The organism is Haemophilus parainfluenzae, assembly GCF_003252725.1.
Taxonomy (GTDB): domain Bacteria; phylum Pseudomonadota; class Gammaproteobacteria; order Enterobacterales; family Pasteurellaceae; genus Haemophilus_D; species Haemophilus_D parainfluenzae_L.
In genome coordinates, this window is the sequence record NZ_QEPO01000004.1 from 135964 (window position 1) to 150327 (window position 14364).

The window sequence follows — 14364 nt, forward strand, 5'->3', positions numbered from 1 at the left end:
AGATGCTCCTTGTGAAAATTATGCTTTTCCTGTGGATTGAGAGAGATAATTCCCTTTCAACAATTTTTCGATAATCATCATCAAAATAATGTTTGGTACCAACAAAATAATCGATACAACGGCCGCATTCGGACGAATAAAAGAATAACCGAGGAAAGAATATAAAATGGTTGGCACGGTAATAAAGTCTGGTGAGCCGATAACGAAAGCGATAGCAAACTCTTCAATACTTTTCACTAAACAGAAAATAATTGATGCTAAAAAACTGGGTTTTAACATCGGCATATATACGTCTTTGAAAACGGTAAATTTAGATGCACCTAAGTCACGGCTAGCATCAATAAGGTCTTGCGGTACAGAAGAAAAGCCCGCGGATAAAATCCGAATAGCATAAGGTAACGTGAGTACAACATGCCCAATAACAATGCCGATGAATGGATTATTAATATTTAAATCCAATAACATACGGCTAAAGAATAGGGCAATAATCATGCCTGGAATAACCAATGGAATCAGTGTTAATAATTCTGCTAATTTTTTACCTCTAAAGTCCATACGTCCAAATGCATAAGCTGTTGGGAGAGAGAGTAAAATAGTGATCAGAGAAACCGTAGGCGCAATGGTATAGCTATTAAACATTGCTTCAGGTAAAGAGGTGGTTTCCCAGACGATTTTCCAACGCTCAAAAGATAATGATTGAGGGAAAATATCTGGATAACTCCACGGTTTAGCGGGATCTACCAATGACCATAAACCTGCCATTAAAAAGGGTAGGAACAACCAAATAAAATTAGCAAGAATAAAGAACGTTAAGGAAATACGTGCGATTAATCGACCATTTTTCGTTGTGATTTGTGCGGAACTATTCATTTGACTTCTCCACGTTTGACGGCTAATGGTTTAATCAATAATGACACTAGGATGGTGAAGAAGGCAGAGGTCAACATAATCGTTAATGCCATGACCGCACTTTGATTCCATTCTTCAAATTCATAGGCAGACATTTGCATTAAACGCGCTAAAGAATAGGTACTGCGAGGACCGGCAATGCTATAAAAGGCGAAATCACCGAGTGCGCCGATAAATATTAAAATAAAGGAAACTTGTACCGCACCTAAGGTTAGAGGGAAGATCACATAACGAAAACGTTGCCAAGGATTCGAACCTAAATTTGCAGCGGCATCTAATAAATCGGTTTTCAACGAATTAACCGCGCCACCAATAAGAATTAAAGCAAAAGGAATGTTTTTCCACATTTGTAAAATTACTACCCCCCAGCCAAATTCGTCATTTTGTAGGGTTTTCGGTTCGTCCCAAATGCCTAAATAAACGAATACTTCGTTAAGAATGCCGTGGTAAGAAATCATATTGACGAACAAGAAGGCTGCAACCAATCCCGGTACCAACATAGGTGCCCGCAAGATGGTGATGATCGTTACCTTAGCTGGTAATTTTTTACGTAACCACATGGCAATGGGATAAGCCACGATGATGGATAAAATCGCTCCTAATAAAGACACTTTTACGGAATAAATATACGAATTTTGGAATACAGGGCTATTTAATACGGCTTGCCAATACTCCAAACTAAATTGGCTTTCTTCCCCACCCATACTGTATAAACCAAGGCTTTGAGAGACGACAATGTAGAATGTGGACCCCATTAAAAATAGGATTGTACCTAAACCGCTGCATAGCAATAACCATGCTTTTACATCATTTTTGAGACTTTTCATTTTACGGACTCCAAGAATTTAATCGCATGGCGGGGAACCGTAAAGGTGAGTTTATCGCTCAAATTCGGACATTTTGTTAGTTGCAGGCGTAATTTTTTCTCTTCATCATTACGTTTAATGACTCCTTGCACTTCCGTGATATTGCCCATAAAAGCGGTGTTGATGATATCTACTGTAATTTGGTTTTCAGCTTCCGTTTGTGCGTTTGGTAACAATTCAATGTCTTCCGGTCGAAAGCAAATATAAATTCGTTCTGATTCCGGTTTTTTCTCTGAAAATACGGTGAAATCGCCAAAAATAGAACTAACAGCATAAAGGTTATCACCGATATTTTTTACATTGGCTTCTGTGATATTGGCAATGCCAATAAAATCCGCCACAAAGCGGTTTTTAGGATGATGATAAATATCTTGAGGAGAGCCAATTTGCTCAATAGAGCCTTTATTTAACACGATGATTTTATCTGACATAGTTAGGGCTTCAGCCTGATCGTGAGTCACATAAATACTCGTCAAATTATATTGTTTTGAGAGTTGCTTAATTTCAAAACGTACACTTTCGCGTAATTTGGCATCTAAGTTGGAAAGCGGTTCATCAAATAAAATTACATCTGGACGAGTGACCATGGCTCTGGCTAATGCGACACGTTGCTGTTGACCTCCAGAAAGCTCATTGGGTAATTTCAATTTATGAAATTCTAAATCCATTTGTTTCAATGCGAGATTTAAACGCTGTTTTTGTTCTTCAATATCAATTTTACGTTGCTTTAAACCATAGCAAATATTGTGAGAAACGTTGAGGTGAGGGAAAAGGGCATAGGATTGGAAACACATGGCTGTATTGCGTTTTTCTGGAGGAACATTGTTAACATTTTTTCCTCCGATAAGGATTTCACCTTCATCAGCCACATGAAATCCAGCGATTAATTTTAATAAGGAGGTTTTACCACAGCCGCTTGGTCCTAATAAGGTGACAAACTCGCCTTCTTCAGCGGTAAAAGTAATATTATTTGCTGCGTAAAAGTCACCAAATTTTTTTGTAATATTTTTTATTTCTAACTTTGCCATTTTTACATCCTCTATTTGGCTTACAACTATAGAGGTAACCATAAAAACACTTAGTTATTTTTTCAATAAAATAAAAATATTTTTCATGAATTTGTGATGAAGATCACGCATTTAGCTAAAAATATGGTTTTATTACATTTTAATAATGCGGAGGCGGTGTTTCTTCTGCTTGGCTGGCAATATTAGAAGGTTGCATATCTTTTAATTTGCCGGCGAGATAGCGGAGTTGAAGTTGAATTTTATCCATATCAAACTGTTGTTGAACTAATGCTTGGTTGAGTTCGTCTAAAAGTTGTTCTTGAAAAGCAATTTTCATTTCAAGTTCGGCGATGCGATCTTCTAAAATTTGTTGATTTTGCATAAAATTTCTCTAATTTTTAAAAAAATGTTGTGAATTTAGTCAATCCGATTTAACCTATTCGCTATTCCGTTTCTATTATAAAGGATCAAGCAAAATGTTGAAAATTCAAAAGCTTTCTCTTGCTGCACTTATGGTAAGTGCGGTCGTTTCAGGTTCTGTTTTTGCAGAAGATAAAGCAGCGCCAAGCGCAAGCGATGCGTCTTATGCTGTAGGTGCATTAATGGGTAACCAAGTAAAAGATTTAGTGGATGCTCAAAAAGAAGTGATTCAATACGACAATGCGCGTATTTTAGATGGCTTAAAAGATGCATTAGAAGGTAAAGTTGATGTTCGTAAAGACGAAAAAATTCAACAAACCTTAGATGGTATTCAAGAGCAATTAGTGTCTGCAGCGAAAGCAAAAGTAGAACAACAAGCGAAAGCCGCAAAAGAAGAAGGCGATAAATACCGCGCTGAATTTGCGAAAAAAGATGGCGTAAAAAGCACTAAAGATGGCTTACTTTACAAAATTACCGAAGCAGGTAAAGGTGATGCAATTAAAGCAACAGATACTGTGAAAGTACATTACACCGGTAAATTACCAGATGGTAAAGTATTTGATAGCTCTGTTGAACGTGGTCAACCGGTTGAATTTAAATTAAACCAAGTGATCAAAGGTTGGACTGAAGGTCTTCAGTTAGTGAAGAAAGGCGGTAAAATTGAATTAGTGATTCCACCTGAATTAGCTTATGGCAAACAAGGTGCAGGCGATTCAATTCCACCTGATGCAACACTTTACTTCGAAGTTGAAGTATTAGACGTTAATCCTAAAAAATAATCCTTAATTCAACCGCACTTTGTCCAAAGTGCGGTCATTTTCCCTACCAGATTTAGAAAATGATACTAACCGATAGACAACCTTTCACCGATGAAGATCGTGCTATTCTGATTTCCTATAAAGCGGTAGTTGATGGCGTGAGCGCGTTGATTGGCAAGCATTGTGAAATCGTATTACACTCTTTGGAAGACATTGAGCATTCTGCGATTTGTATTGCCAACGGACATAATACCAATCGCCAAGTGGGTTCACCGATTACGGATTTAGCCCTGAAATCCTTGCGTAATATGCAAAGCGAGAGTGTGTCTAAGCCTTATTTCACGCGAGCGAAAGGTAATGTGTTGATGAAGTCTGTGACCATCGCTATTCGAAATGGCAAACAACGCATTATTGGTTTACTTTGTATCAATATCAATTTGGATGTGCCGGTTTCTCAATTTATGCAGGCCTTTATGCCAACGCAGGAACAAAATGAAACCTCTTCCGTCAATTTTGCAAGTTCAGTGGAAGAATTGGTGACACAAACGGTAGAAAAAACCATTGAAGAAGTGAATGCAGATCGCTCGGTTTCGAATAATAATAAGAACCGTCAGATTGTGATTTCACTTTACGAAAAAGGCATTTTTGATATTAAAGATGCGATCAATTTAGTGGCTGATCGCCTCGCGATTTCTCGCCACACCGTGTATTTGTATATTCGTCAAATCAAACAAGAGCAAGAGTAATGAACTATGTTCTCGCCGTGAAAAGTCCCATTTATGGAAAACAAGGGGCTTTTCTTGCCTATCAATTTGCCCAAGCTTTACTCGAAAAAGGGCATGTCATTAGCCAAATTTTCTTCTTCCAAGACGGTGTGAGTAATGGCAATGGCTTGGTTTATCCTGCCAATGATGAATTTAATCTCACGCAAGCTTGGCAAGCCTTGTCAGCACAGCATCATATTCCTTTGCATTTATGTGTAGCCGCTTCACAACGTCGTGGTGTGGTGGATGCACTTACGGCAAAAGAGACAGATAAAACGAATCTTGCAGAAGGTTTTGAGATTACAGGCTTAGGCGAGTTTATGGCGATGGCATTAAAAGCAGATCGGGTGGTGACGTTATGAAGCTGGCATTCTTATTTCGTACCGCACCGCATGGAAACGCGATTTCTCGTGAAGGTTTAGATGCTTTGCTTGCTGCGACAGCATTTTGTGATGAAGAGGAAATCGGTGTCTTTTTTATCGATGATGGCGTATTAAATTTACTCGATGGGCAAAATCCTGAGTTATTGTTACAAAAAGATTTTATTCGAACCTTCAAGCTGTTAGATTTATACGATATTGAACAGCGCTTTGTCTGTGCCACTTCACTCGACCAATACAATTTGCAAACAGAACAACTCATCATTTCTGCTGAAAAAATTGACCGCACTTCGCTGATCAATAAACTTAGCCAAGCAGAAAAAGTGTTTACGTTTTAAGGAATATTATGCTTTATACCTTTTCTCAAGCTCATTATTCTGAGACAGAACTTCAACGTTCTTTGACTGAAATCACGGAAAATGATGCGGTGGTTTTATGGCAAGATGGCGTGTTGCTAGCGGTAAAGTATGGGGAAATGTTTACTCAATGCAAAGGGCAATGTTTTGTGTTGGAGCAGGATGTTTTAGCCCGAAATTTAACCGCACGTTTGCCAGAAAACAATCAAGTGCGGTCAATTTCATTAGCAGATTTAGTGGATTTAACTGCTCAATATTCGCCTCAAATCGCCTTATAGTGGGCGTTCTTTAGGTAACAAGAGCGGTAGTACCATAACAGAATAAAGTGCCAAACCTGCGGCCATTAAGCAGGTAATTTCTAATCCTCCTGCACGTAACCATTCGCCAAATCCCATATCATTTACTAGAGTTGCATAAAAGATCCCCGCTACGACGGTATAACAAAATCCAATTAGTACCGAAATTAATGCGATAGCTTTTACGTGATAACTCGCATAACGGTGAAATGCTGCCCAAAGTGTAATGAGAAAAGTCGGTACCGCAGCCACGATAAAGACGGTAATCGCTGAAGATTGAAATCCATCGGCATCATTGTTTGCGAACATTAGGCCAATAGTGCCAATAATTTGAATAATCAACGGTAAAAGAATAAATGCTTTAAGATATTTTTTCATGAGATGTCCAATTAATAGAAAAACGGAAGCATTGTATCAATCAAATGAAAGACAACCAATCTTTTCTCTATTCGGTTTTTATTACATCCACTAATGTGGGCTGAACGATTGAGGCATAATCTTGCGTATTGAGAATAATAGAGCGTTCTAACGTACCTGCATTAAATGCTAATTCATCATAACGAGACAGTAAGCTAGGATCGGCAATTAATAACAAATTAGGATGAAAGCTAAAAGGCGGAATTGCACCAAATACACAGTCAGTTAGGGTATCTACTTCTGCAGGACTAGCAAGCGAGGCTTTCGTGCCGCCTAAATAGGCTGCAACTTTGCTTAAATCAGATTGTTGATCAGCCGGCAATATAACTAACACTGCTTGTTTTACGCCATTTCCTTTCACTTTGCATACTAGCGCTTTTGCCCCTTGCCCTAATTCTGTACCACGAATTTTAGCCACTTCTTCTGATTTTCCTGCTGTGGGGTGTTCAACGACACGATAGCGTGCTTGATGTTTATCTAAAAGTGCGGTCAATTTTTCAAATGTTTTGACAGACATGCGGGTTCCTTCAATAACGATATTTTTAATGAGTTTAACAAAGGTTGATTTATGTGAAAATCAAAGAAAAATAATTAATCTTTTGGGGCGTATTTATTATGAGATAGACAAATACCTTTACGCCCCGTACTATGTTCCTTTTTATTTGGTATCGATTATGACTCGAATTAATCTTGTTCCGCCAGCGGAGCTTTGTGATCAGCATCTTTTAGCGGAGCATCGCGAATTAACCCGCATTCCTAACGCCGTGGCGAAAGGTAAATTTCATTTGAAAGGACAGCCTACGGAATATAAATTAGGTGAAGGGCATGTGCGCTTTTTCTTTAATAAATTGGCGTTTTTAAAGAAACGGTATGATGCATTGCATGCGGAATGTAAGGCGCGAGGCTTTAACGTGCAGTATATTTGGAATGAAACGTTACCCGATGATCCAAGTTTATGGTTGGACTATGAAGCCACAGAGGCGGCGTTACAGATTAATCGGGAACGTATTCAGGAAAGAATGCCATTAAAGGCGAGATTTACACCGCATCTTCCAAAGAGCGGTCAAAAATAAAGGAGTTTTCACTTATGAAAGGCAGTGAGAATATAAAAAAGGTGAGCATCGCTCACCTTATGAATTGTTTAATCTTTCAATTTAATAAAAAATGTACCACTAGGTATGATAGGCAAATAGTTTTTATGGAAATCCATAAAGGTTTTTTGTGGGTCTATGTCTTCAAAAAGTTTTGGGTAAAGTGCTTTTGCCATAAATTGAGCGGCTGCTAGATCACTTAGTGAGCGAGAAGCCGTATGATAAATACCGTAAACACGGTGGTTTTTAACTGCAGGTAAATCTTGCCACCCTGCACGGGTTAAGAAACCTTTTAGGCGTTTTTGTGCATCCTGTTCATTGATGTTTATTCCCATCGCCATCATTTCATCGTTAGTTTCATGCCCCATTTCTGTGCCAGAAATCATAATAACTTCAGGTTGTGCGGCAAGAAGTTGTTCTGGATTAATTGGTCCCCAATTTTCGACAAAAGGCGCGCTTACGTTATCCCCGCCAACAGTTTCAGCAATAGCACCCCACATATTTTTACCAAAGGTAAAGCTATATTCACTAGGACCTTTATTGCCAAATTCTACATAGATTTTAGGTTTAGGTAGGTTAGCCTCTTTTACACGTTTTTGAATATCAGTAATGCCTTGAGCATATTCATCTGCAATTTTATTTGCTCGTTCTTCGGTACCTGCAAGTTGCCCAAAAATCTTTGCGCTTTGGGTGTGTCGTTCTACACTTTGAGCATTAAAATCGACAACAATAATTGGAACGCCAGCTTGTTCTAACTTTGGTAGTTCGGAACCAATAGTTTGATATTGCCATTCTGCAAGAATCAATACATCAGGTTTTAATGCCAAGGTTTTTTCGGTTGAGAAAGTTCCTGTATTTACATTACCAATATCAGCAATATTTTTGAGTTCAGGCATTTTTTCAGAAAACAATGCCCAACTTCCTGGATTAAATTTTTCCCAAAATTCACGTGAGATACCTTTAACATATTTAAAATTTTCAACACCCGTAACAGCAATGTAATCAGGATAGTAAAAGCCTAACACGGCATTTTTTACGGGCACATCAACGTTAACTTCTCGTCCTAATACATCTTTGATTGTTTTTATTTCTGCTTGAGTAGTGATACCAAAAGTCAGTAATAGAACGGCCAAAATTAAACGAATTGTTGATTTTTTTTGCATATAAACTCCTGTCTGAATAAAACATCAGAATATTGCCATAAATAAGAATCATTATCAAATTTAGATGTTATAAAGTGATAATACAAGAAATGCTGTTGAAGGGTAAAATAGGCATATATCTAGAAAAAACATATTTCGCATTTAAAATTGGAAGTGCGGTCAAAACTTAGTAAGTTTTCACTTCTCCTTGAGTTGGACTAAAGGAGAAGTGAATGGGGTTAAATTATTTATATTCAACCACGATATCGCTTTCGCTGACGGTATCACCATAAACTGGCAATAAGGTTTTTTCATAAGCTTGTTTTAAACGCCCATCTTTGCCTAAGGTTTGGATTTCGTTATTTAACCAATTTAACAATTCCGGTGCATCTTTGCGAACAGCTGGTGCAATAACATCTTGATCGCCAAAGTTTTTTACGCCCACGGTATAACCTGGATTTTGTTTTGCCCAAGCGAATAAGAAGGTATTGTCATTAGATAATGCATCACCACGGCCATCACGTAAGGCTTCAAAGGTTTCGGTATTTTGTTCGAATTTCAATAACTTCACATCTGGATAGTTTTTGGTGAAGAAAATATCAGCAGTAGTGCCTTTATCCACGATCAAGGTTTTGCCTTTTAATTGTTCAAGATCAGTAATGACTGAGCCATCTTTTGATACGACACCGAGTGCCACTTTCATATATGGATTCGCAAAATCTACCACTTCTTTACGAGCTGGTGTTACAGTGAAGTTGGCGAGAATGATATCAACTTTCTTAGAAAGTAAGTATTCAGCACGGTTTGCGGCATCCACTAAAACAAATTCCACTTTGTTTTCGTCACCTAATAAATCTTTACCGATCGCTTTACCAATTTCGACATCAAAGCCTTGGCTTTTACCTTGCGCATCTACATAACCAAATGGTGGTTTATCGCTAAATACACCAATGCGCACTTTGCCATCTTTTTGTATTTGCTCAAGGCTTGAAACCGTTTTTGCTCCGTCTTTAGCCGGTTCTTTATCATTACACGCGGTTAAGCCAAATGCTAATGTAGCTGTGGCGAAAAGTGCGGTCAATGTTTTAAATGTTTTCTTCATAGTTTGTCCCTCTCGGTTCATAATTTAAGATATTTAAGAATGTTTTCGCACGATCCGTGGTTGGATTCGTGAAGAAATCTTCCGGTTTTGCTTGTTCAATAATTTGCCCTTTATCCATAAACACAATGCGATTGGCTACTTGGCGGGCGAAGTTCATTTCGTGGGTAACGATGAGCATCGTCATACCGTCTTTAGCGAGGCCTAAAATTACATCAAGTACTTCACGTACCATTTCAGGGTCAAGGGCAGCGGTTACTTCATCGAACAGAATAATTTCAGGGTTCATGCATAGTGAACGCACAATAGCAATTCGCTGTTTTTGCCCACCTGATAATTCTCGCGGATAAGCATTTTTTCGGTCATATAGACCTACACGTTTAAGTAACTCATCGGCTTGTTTTTCAGCTTCTGCGCGATCGCGTTTTTGTACTTTTAAAGGGCCAAGTAAAATATTGTCAATCACTGATAAATGAGCGAATAGTTCATAACTTTGGAATACCATCCCAATGCGTTGGCGCGCTTTGACCCAAGGAATGTCTTTGCCTAATTCGCCTGCATTTTGCAGCAAAATCTGACCGCGCTTTATTTCCTCTAGCCCATTTAGGCAGCGTAAAAAAGTACTTTTACCACAACCCGATGGACCTAAAATAACGACAACTTCGCCTTTCTCTATAGAAAGATTGATGCCTTTGAGTGCTTCTACATCACCGTAATTTTTGACGAGGTTTTTAATTTCTAATAACGCCATGTGTTTTCCTAATAAAAATTAACTTTCCCAACGGGTTTCTAAATAACGGGAAAATAAGGATAGCGGGTAACAAATCACAAAATATAAACCGAAAATGACACCGTAAATCCAAAGCGCCGCCGATTGATTACTAAATAATGAATGCTCGATAATTTGTTGACCGACTTTAATCACTTCGACTACACCAATTAACATCGCCAAAGAGCTGGTTTTTACCATGCGAGTAAAGAGGTTAATAGCACTTGGTGTCACACGTTTTAAACTTTGCGGAAGTAAAATATACACAAAGGTTTGAAACGGCGTTAAACCTAAAGCGTAGGCGGATTCCACTTGATGTTTTTCAATGGAAGTTAATGCACCACGCACTAAATCGCCCATTTCTGCTGTTCCCCAGAAAATAAACACCAAAATACATACAGAAATGCCATCTAAGTGAATATCAAACCATTTTGCTAAACCGAAATAAGCGAGAAAAAGTAACGCTAATAATGGAATGATGCGTACAAATTCTAAATAAAAGCGACAAATGGCTTTGATAATGGGATTTCTGCTTGTCATGATTACGCCAAAAATCACACCTAAAATACAGGCGAAGAAGACAGAAACGAATGCAATTTCAGCCGTTACCCATAAACCGTTGAGCAAGCGTTCAATGTTGCTGCCTTGGAATAATAACTCAAGCCCCATATTTTGCTCTCCGAGTACGGCGTTCTAAATAACTGATAAACAGAGACATCGGTAATAGAATGATCAAATAAAACACCACTAATAAAAATAAGGCTTCATTGGTTTTGTAATCGAGCCCGATGACTTCTTTTGCTACAAACATCAGTTCAGCGACGGCGACAGCGCTGATCACCGAGGTTTCTTTCATTAAGAACAAGTAATTTGCGCCAATTGCAGGTGTCGCAATCGCAAAGGCTTGTGGAAAAATCACATAACGAAAAGCTTGAAAAGGGGTTAGACCAATACTTAAGGCTGATTCAATTTGCCCTTTTGATACCGCTTCCAGACCACCACGAAAGGCTTCTGCCATATAGCTTCCACCTAAAAATGCCAGGCCGATAATGCCGCAAGTAAACCCATCTAATTTCAGGCCAATTTTAGACAGCCCAAAATAGAGAAAAAATACTTGAATCAATAAAGGCGTATTACGAGAAAGCTCAATATAGCCTTTTACTAGCCAAGTTAATGATTTGACTTTGTAGGTGGTAATCACCGCACAAATCACACCAATCACTAGCGACAATAAAATGCCCCAAAAGGCGAGATGAAGGGTCATCAGCGTGGCATGAATAAAACGTGGGGTGACACTTAAAATATAATCCCAATTCATTTTTTATAATTTAATCGTTTGCGTAACGATATAGTAAAAAATTTTGAATCGTTGAGAAAAGAATGGAAATTTATTACTTATAATGAAATGTAATAACAAGTGGGTTTTAAATGAAATAAGTGGTGGTTAGGAATAAAAAAACGGGGCTTTATTCAGCCCCGCCTTTGTTTATTTTAATCACGTTTTGCAATAAGTGCGGTTGGTTCTTCGTCTGTTTTTGGTTCATCTTGTATTTCAGCCGGTTTGTCTTGAATAGACATGGCTGATTTTAAACTGTCCTGACGAATTTTTTCCGCTGCTTCTTTGTCGCCAGCTTGTTCGAACACATAGGATGCCATCATGACATCATTTGGTTGAAGTTGAGTTGGGCAAGCAGTAACTTCTTTAAATGCTTCTGCTGCTTTAGCAAAATCGTTATTACGAACATAAAGATAGCCTAATGCACGATTGAGACAACAACGTTGGCTTTCATCGGCACGTTTTGCACGTTTTTCCACTAACTTAAGCAGTTTGCTGTTATCTTCTGCTTGTAAACGAGTGATTTGCGTGCAAAGCTCAGGGCTAATTGGGGTGTTATCACCCAATTTTTTCATGATTTCAAGCGTAAATTCATAAGCTGATTCATGGTCGTTGCAATCAATCAAGCGTTGAATTAAAGCGGTTTTTAATTCTAAATCATTGCGACGACGGCGTGGCTGAGCTTCCCACCATGCGAGCAAGCCTTCAACGCCTTCTTCATTCATTTTCTCATCTAACAAGCCATTTTCTGTTTCTTGTTGAAGCGCTTTAAATTCTTCAGCTGAGAATAAGCCTGAACCTTCGATTAAATCTAAGATTTCATCTAAAGCTTGATAAGCTTTGGAGCGGCTATAAATTTCAGCAGCAAGTTTTAATACTTCTTTGTTGCGATCTGACATTTCAAGCAAACTGTCAACGGAACTGCGCGCAGCCGGTAATTTATTTTGTTGTAATAAAATACGGGTGCGAGCAATTTCGACAACTAGGTTATCTGAACCTGCAAGTTCAGTCGCCTCAATTAAATAACGGTTTGCGCTGAATTCATCACCGCGTTGCTGTGCAGCTTCAGCGGCTTTAATCAGATTTAATACTGGCTCTGCAGAATGTTTCGCATTTTTACCAATCAGTTTTTCTGCTTTGGCATAATCGCCTTCATTCATCTTCATCAAGCCTTCAAGGGTTTGACGCTGTGCTTTCACACGTTTACGGCGAGAGAACCAGTTATAGGTATTGTTACTTAAACGGAAGAAACGGGTCACCAACCACTCTAACGAATAAATCACTGCAAGTGTGACCACAAAGAGAATCACTAATGTGGTGAGTGACATTTCATATACGGTGTTTGCTGTTTCAACTCTGACATAACCTTGCTGACCGGAGAGGTAAGGTCCTGCAATCAATCCGGCAAGTAAGGCGATCATTAAAAAGAGAACTCTAAACATTATCTATCCTTATTGTTGGGGTTCAGTTGCCGGTTGTGCAGCTGGTGCTTCAGCGGGTTTTTCTTCAGCTTTTGGCTCTTCCGCTTTCGCTTCAGGTGCTGGTTTTACTTCTTCTTTTCTTGGTGAATTATCAACCGCTTTTTCTGCTTCGATTTCCACTTTCTGCACATCTAAAGGTGTACGATTTAAGTACTTATCAAGCATACTTAAGCTTTGTAATTGGCTTGGCACATCCACATAGATGGATACTTCAGATAATTCATCCACTGATTTTAAGAAACTTTGAGTCACTTCAGCATTGGTATCAAAATAGCTACGAATCCAAGATGCAACGGCCTCTAAAGATTGTTTATAAAGCTCATTTTGCTGACGAGGCACTGCCATAATTGCTAATTGTAAGCGTAAACGAATGTTTTCACGCAAATAGATATCTTGGTTTGGCGCTAATAATTCTTTGCGATCCGCACCATGTTTCGGTGAAATACGGATAAAGTGATTCAAGAATGAGGTCGCACTTTTTTCTGCATTTTCTGCCCAGTCAGACAGAGAATCTGATAATTTTGTTGCATTTTGATCATCACCGAAATTCACATCTAACACAGGTAACTCATCAACCGTATTAGCTAATTGCGATAATTTTTGCATGACCGAATTTTGATCCACGCCAGCTACGGAGAGAAGTTGTTTCAGATCTTGATTGATTGCGCTACGGATAGCCGCGGATTGTGAGTTATTCACTTTAGCAAGAGTCTCATCAGCGAGTTTTAAGAGTGAAACCGCTGTATCCACATCATTATCTAACACTAATTTACGCAATGCATTGTTGAGTAAGAAATCGGATTCAGAGAATAACCAATCAGTAGGTTGTTGAGCATTAGCTTGTGCGCTCACTTTATTGATTTGTGATTGTAAGCCAACTAACTCATGTGATTTGGCATTGATTAGCTCTTCTACTTGCGCAATTTTGTTTTGCGTTGCTTTATTCGCAGACTCTAATTGAGCAAGCTGTGTAGTATCAAATTTTACTTCTTGAGCAGGTGCTGAAACCACCGTTTTATTATTGATTTGAGCTTCAAGTGCGGTCAATTTTTGTTGGAATTCATCCACTTTTTGTTGGCCAAAATAATAACCTGCACCACCCACGCCAAGTGCAATGAGAATAGCCAATAAACTTAATCCAGTACCACTTTTCTTCACAACGGTTTGTGTACGTGGCGCAACAGGCTCGCGATCTTCAGTTTGAATTTCCACTGCATCTGTTTCTTGGATTTCATCTGTCGTTTCAGGGGTTAATTTCTCTTTCGCCATATCT

The 14364-nt window shown here is 38.7% G+C and carries 19 protein-coding genes; 6 read left to right on the forward strand and 13 right to left on the reverse strand.

Annotated elements, in window-relative coordinates:
• Window positions 1-18: 18 nt before the first annotated feature.
• The 4 genes from DPV85_RS06515 to DPV85_RS06530 all read right to left on the reverse strand — a co-directional run bounded on the left by DPV85_RS06515 (window position 19) and on the right by DPV85_RS06530 (window position 3164).
• On the reverse strand, window positions 19-870 hold the full coding sequence (locus tag DPV85_RS06515) for an ABC transporter permease (protein ID WP_111327462.1): 852 nt from the start codon (window positions 868-870) through the stop codon (window positions 19-21).
• The gene (locus DPV85_RS06520; RefSeq protein ID WP_005694879.1) at window positions 867-1736 is read right to left on the reverse strand and encodes an ABC transporter permease; all 870 of its coding nucleotides are present in this window, start codon (window positions 1734-1736) and stop codon (window positions 867-869) included. Before DPV85_RS06520 ends, DPV85_RS06515 begins: the two co-directional genes overlap by 4 nt.
• Entirely contained in the window at window positions 1733-2803 is a 1071-nt protein-coding gene (locus tag DPV85_RS06525) for an ABC transporter ATP-binding protein (protein WP_054420133.1), read from the reverse strand. The genes DPV85_RS06520 and DPV85_RS06525 overlap by 4 nt, the downstream gene beginning before the upstream one ends.
• A 139-nt stretch (window positions 2804-2942) precedes the next feature.
• The gene (locus tag DPV85_RS06530; RefSeq protein ID WP_005699194.1) at window positions 2943-3164 is read right to left on the reverse strand and encodes a SlyX family protein; all 222 of its coding nucleotides are present in this window, start codon (window positions 3162-3164) and stop codon (window positions 2943-2945) included.
• A gap of 94 nt (window positions 3165-3258) precedes the next feature.
• Between DPV85_RS06530 and fkpA the strand changes: the two genes are divergently transcribed.
• From fkpA to tusB, 5 genes are read left to right on the forward strand one after another with little or no spacing between them, the layout of a single operon-like run.
• Window positions 3259-3981 carry an FKBP-type peptidyl-prolyl cis-trans isomerase gene (fkpA, locus tag DPV85_RS06535; protein WP_014064414.1) on the forward strand — a complete coding sequence of 241 codons (723 nt, stop codon included), beginning with the start codon at window positions 3259-3261 and terminating at the stop codon, window positions 3979-3981.
• A gap of 59 nt (window positions 3982-4040) precedes the next feature.
• On the forward strand, window positions 4041-4706 hold the full coding sequence (locus DPV85_RS06540; RefSeq protein WP_111327463.1) for a helix-turn-helix transcriptional regulator: 666 nt from the start codon (window positions 4041-4043) through the stop codon (window positions 4704-4706).
• Window positions 4706-5086 (forward strand): sulfurtransferase complex subunit TusD, encoded by a 381-nt coding sequence (tusD, locus tag DPV85_RS06545; protein WP_111327464.1) that lies wholly within the window; start codon window positions 4706-4708, stop codon window positions 5084-5086. Before DPV85_RS06540 ends, tusD begins: the two co-directional genes overlap by 1 nt.
• Window positions 5083-5442 carry a sulfurtransferase complex subunit TusC gene (tusC, locus tag DPV85_RS06550; protein WP_070852852.1) on the forward strand — a complete coding sequence of 120 codons (360 nt, stop codon included), beginning with the start codon at window positions 5083-5085 and terminating at the stop codon, window positions 5440-5442. The genes tusD and tusC overlap by 4 nt, the downstream gene beginning before the upstream one ends.
• Window positions 5443-5450: 8 nt before the next feature.
• Window positions 5451-5738, forward strand: coding sequence for a sulfurtransferase complex subunit TusB (gene tusB / locus DPV85_RS06555; protein WP_111327465.1), 288 nt, complete (start codon window positions 5451-5453; stop codon window positions 5736-5738).
• Here the strand turns inward: tusB and DPV85_RS06560 are convergent.
• Together DPV85_RS06560 and DPV85_RS06565 are read right to left on the reverse strand one after the other, a co-directional pair.
• A complete protein-coding gene (locus DPV85_RS06560) occupies window positions 5733-6134 on the reverse strand; it encodes an HI_0559 family membrane protein (protein ID WP_005699125.1) in 402 nt (133 codons plus the stop codon). The genes tusB and DPV85_RS06560 overlap by 6 nt on opposite strands.
• A 67-nt stretch (window positions 6135-6201) precedes the next feature.
• Complete coding sequence (locus DPV85_RS06565; RefSeq protein WP_049373715.1) at window positions 6202-6690, reverse strand: YbaK/prolyl-tRNA synthetase associated domain-containing protein; 489 nt, start codon at window positions 6688-6690, stop codon at window positions 6202-6204.
• A gap of 157 nt (window positions 6691-6847) precedes the next feature.
• Here DPV85_RS06565 and DPV85_RS06570 point away from each other — a divergent pair, with 157 nt between their 5' ends.
• Window positions 6848-7246: a pyrimidine dimer DNA glycosylase/endonuclease V gene (locus DPV85_RS06570; protein WP_049373713.1), complete on the forward strand. Its 399-nt coding sequence runs from the start codon at window positions 6848-6850 to the stop codon at window positions 7244-7246.
• Window positions 7247-7314: 68 nt separating this feature from the next.
• Here the strand turns inward: DPV85_RS06570 and DPV85_RS06575 are convergent, their stop codons facing one another.
• The 7 genes from DPV85_RS06575 to DPV85_RS06605 all read right to left on the reverse strand — a co-directional run bounded on the left by DPV85_RS06575 (window position 7315) and on the right by DPV85_RS06605 (window position 14360).
• Window positions 7315-8427, reverse strand: coding sequence for an ABC transporter substrate-binding protein (locus DPV85_RS06575; protein ID WP_049356856.1), 1113 nt, complete (start codon window positions 8425-8427; stop codon window positions 7315-7317).
• Window positions 8428-8650: 223 nt separating this feature from the next.
• A complete protein-coding gene (locus tag DPV85_RS06580; protein WP_014064400.1) occupies window positions 8651-9508 on the reverse strand; it encodes a cysteine ABC transporter substrate-binding protein in 858 nt (285 codons plus the stop codon).
• Window positions 9492-10256 carry an amino acid ABC transporter ATP-binding protein gene (locus DPV85_RS06585; protein ID WP_049356852.1) on the reverse strand — a complete coding sequence of 255 codons (765 nt, stop codon included), beginning with the start codon at window positions 10254-10256 and terminating at the stop codon, window positions 9492-9494. Before DPV85_RS06585 ends, DPV85_RS06580 begins: the two co-directional genes overlap by 17 nt.
• An 18-nt stretch (window positions 10257-10274) precedes the next feature.
• Complete coding sequence (locus tag DPV85_RS06590) at window positions 10275-10943, reverse strand: amino acid ABC transporter permease (protein ID WP_005699119.1); 669 nt, start codon at window positions 10941-10943, stop codon at window positions 10275-10277.
• Window positions 10933-11592, reverse strand: a complete 660-nt coding sequence (locus DPV85_RS06595) for an amino acid ABC transporter permease (protein WP_111327466.1) — start codon at window positions 11590-11592, stop codon at window positions 10933-10935. Before DPV85_RS06595 ends, DPV85_RS06590 begins: the two co-directional genes overlap by 11 nt.
• Window positions 11593-11765: 173 nt before the next feature.
• Window positions 11766-13052: a heme biosynthesis protein HemY gene (locus DPV85_RS06600; protein ID WP_111327467.1), complete on the reverse strand. Its 1287-nt coding sequence runs from the start codon at window positions 13050-13052 to the stop codon at window positions 11766-11768.
• 9 nt (window positions 13053-13061) lie between these two features.
• Window positions 13062-14360, reverse strand: coding sequence for a uroporphyrinogen-III C-methyltransferase (locus DPV85_RS06605; RefSeq protein WP_111327468.1), 1299 nt, complete (start codon window positions 14358-14360; stop codon window positions 13062-13064).
• Window positions 14361-14364 lie beyond the last annotated feature (4 nt).

What these genes read in the sequence shown, in the direction of transcription:
- tusB (WP_111327465.1), top strand. Translation starts at nt 5,451, where the DNA reads ATGCTTTATACCTTTTCTCAAGCTCATTATTCTGAGACAGAACTTCAA.
- DPV85_RS06600 (WP_111327467.1), bottom strand. Translation starts at nt 13,052, where the DNA reads ATGTTTAGAGTTCTCTTTTTAATGATCGCCTTACTTGCCGGATTGATT.
- DPV85_RS06520 (WP_005694879.1), bottom strand. Translation starts at nt 1,736, where the DNA reads ATGAAAAGTCTCAAAAATGATGTAAAAGCATGGTTATTGCTATGCAGC.
- DPV85_RS06525 (WP_054420133.1), bottom strand. Translation starts at nt 2,803, where the DNA reads ATGGCAAAGTTAGAAATAAAAAATATTACAAAAAAATTTGGTGACTTT.
- tusD (WP_111327464.1), top strand. Translation starts at nt 4,706, where the DNA reads ATGAACTATGTTCTCGCCGTGAAAAGTCCCATTTATGGAAAACAAGGG.
- DPV85_RS06585 (WP_049356852.1), bottom strand. Translation starts at nt 10,256, where the DNA reads ATGGCGTTATTAGAAATTAAAAACCTCGTCAAAAATTACGGTGATGTA.
- DPV85_RS06570 (WP_049373713.1), top strand. Translation starts at nt 6,848, where the DNA reads ATGACTCGAATTAATCTTGTTCCGCCAGCGGAGCTTTGTGATCAGCAT.
- DPV85_RS06605 (WP_111327468.1), bottom strand. Translation starts at nt 14,360, where the DNA reads ATGGCGAAAGAGAAATTAACCCCTGAAACGACAGATGAAATCCAAGAA.
- DPV85_RS06530 (WP_005699194.1), bottom strand. Translation starts at nt 3,164, where the DNA reads ATGCAAAATCAACAAATTTTAGAAGATCGCATCGCCGAACTTGAAATG.
- DPV85_RS06565 (WP_049373715.1), bottom strand. Translation starts at nt 6,690, where the DNA reads ATGTCTGTCAAAACATTTGAAAAATTGACCGCACTTTTAGATAAACAT.
- tusC (WP_070852852.1), top strand. Translation starts at nt 5,083, where the DNA reads ATGAAGCTGGCATTCTTATTTCGTACCGCACCGCATGGAAACGCGATT.
- DPV85_RS06575 (WP_049356856.1), bottom strand. Translation starts at nt 8,427, where the DNA reads ATGCAAAAAAAATCAACAATTCGTTTAATTTTGGCCGTTCTATTACTG.
- DPV85_RS06595 (WP_111327466.1), bottom strand. Translation starts at nt 11,592, where the DNA reads ATGAATTGGGATTATATTTTAAGTGTCACCCCACGTTTTATTCATGCC.
- DPV85_RS06540 (WP_111327463.1), top strand. Translation starts at nt 4,041, where the DNA reads ATGATACTAACCGATAGACAACCTTTCACCGATGAAGATCGTGCTATT.
- DPV85_RS06515 (WP_111327462.1), bottom strand. Translation starts at nt 870, where the DNA reads ATGAATAGTTCCGCACAAATCACAACGAAAAATGGTCGATTAATCGCA.
- fkpA (WP_014064414.1), top strand. Translation starts at nt 3,259, where the DNA reads ATGTTGAAAATTCAAAAGCTTTCTCTTGCTGCACTTATGGTAAGTGCG.
- DPV85_RS06590 (WP_005699119.1), bottom strand. Translation starts at nt 10,943, where the DNA reads ATGGGGCTTGAGTTATTATTCCAAGGCAGCAACATTGAACGCTTGCTC.
- DPV85_RS06560 (WP_005699125.1), bottom strand. Translation starts at nt 6,134, where the DNA reads ATGAAAAAATATCTTAAAGCATTTATTCTTTTACCGTTGATTATTCAA.
- DPV85_RS06580 (WP_014064400.1), bottom strand. Translation starts at nt 9,508, where the DNA reads ATGAAGAAAACATTTAAAACATTGACCGCACTTTTCGCCACAGCTACA.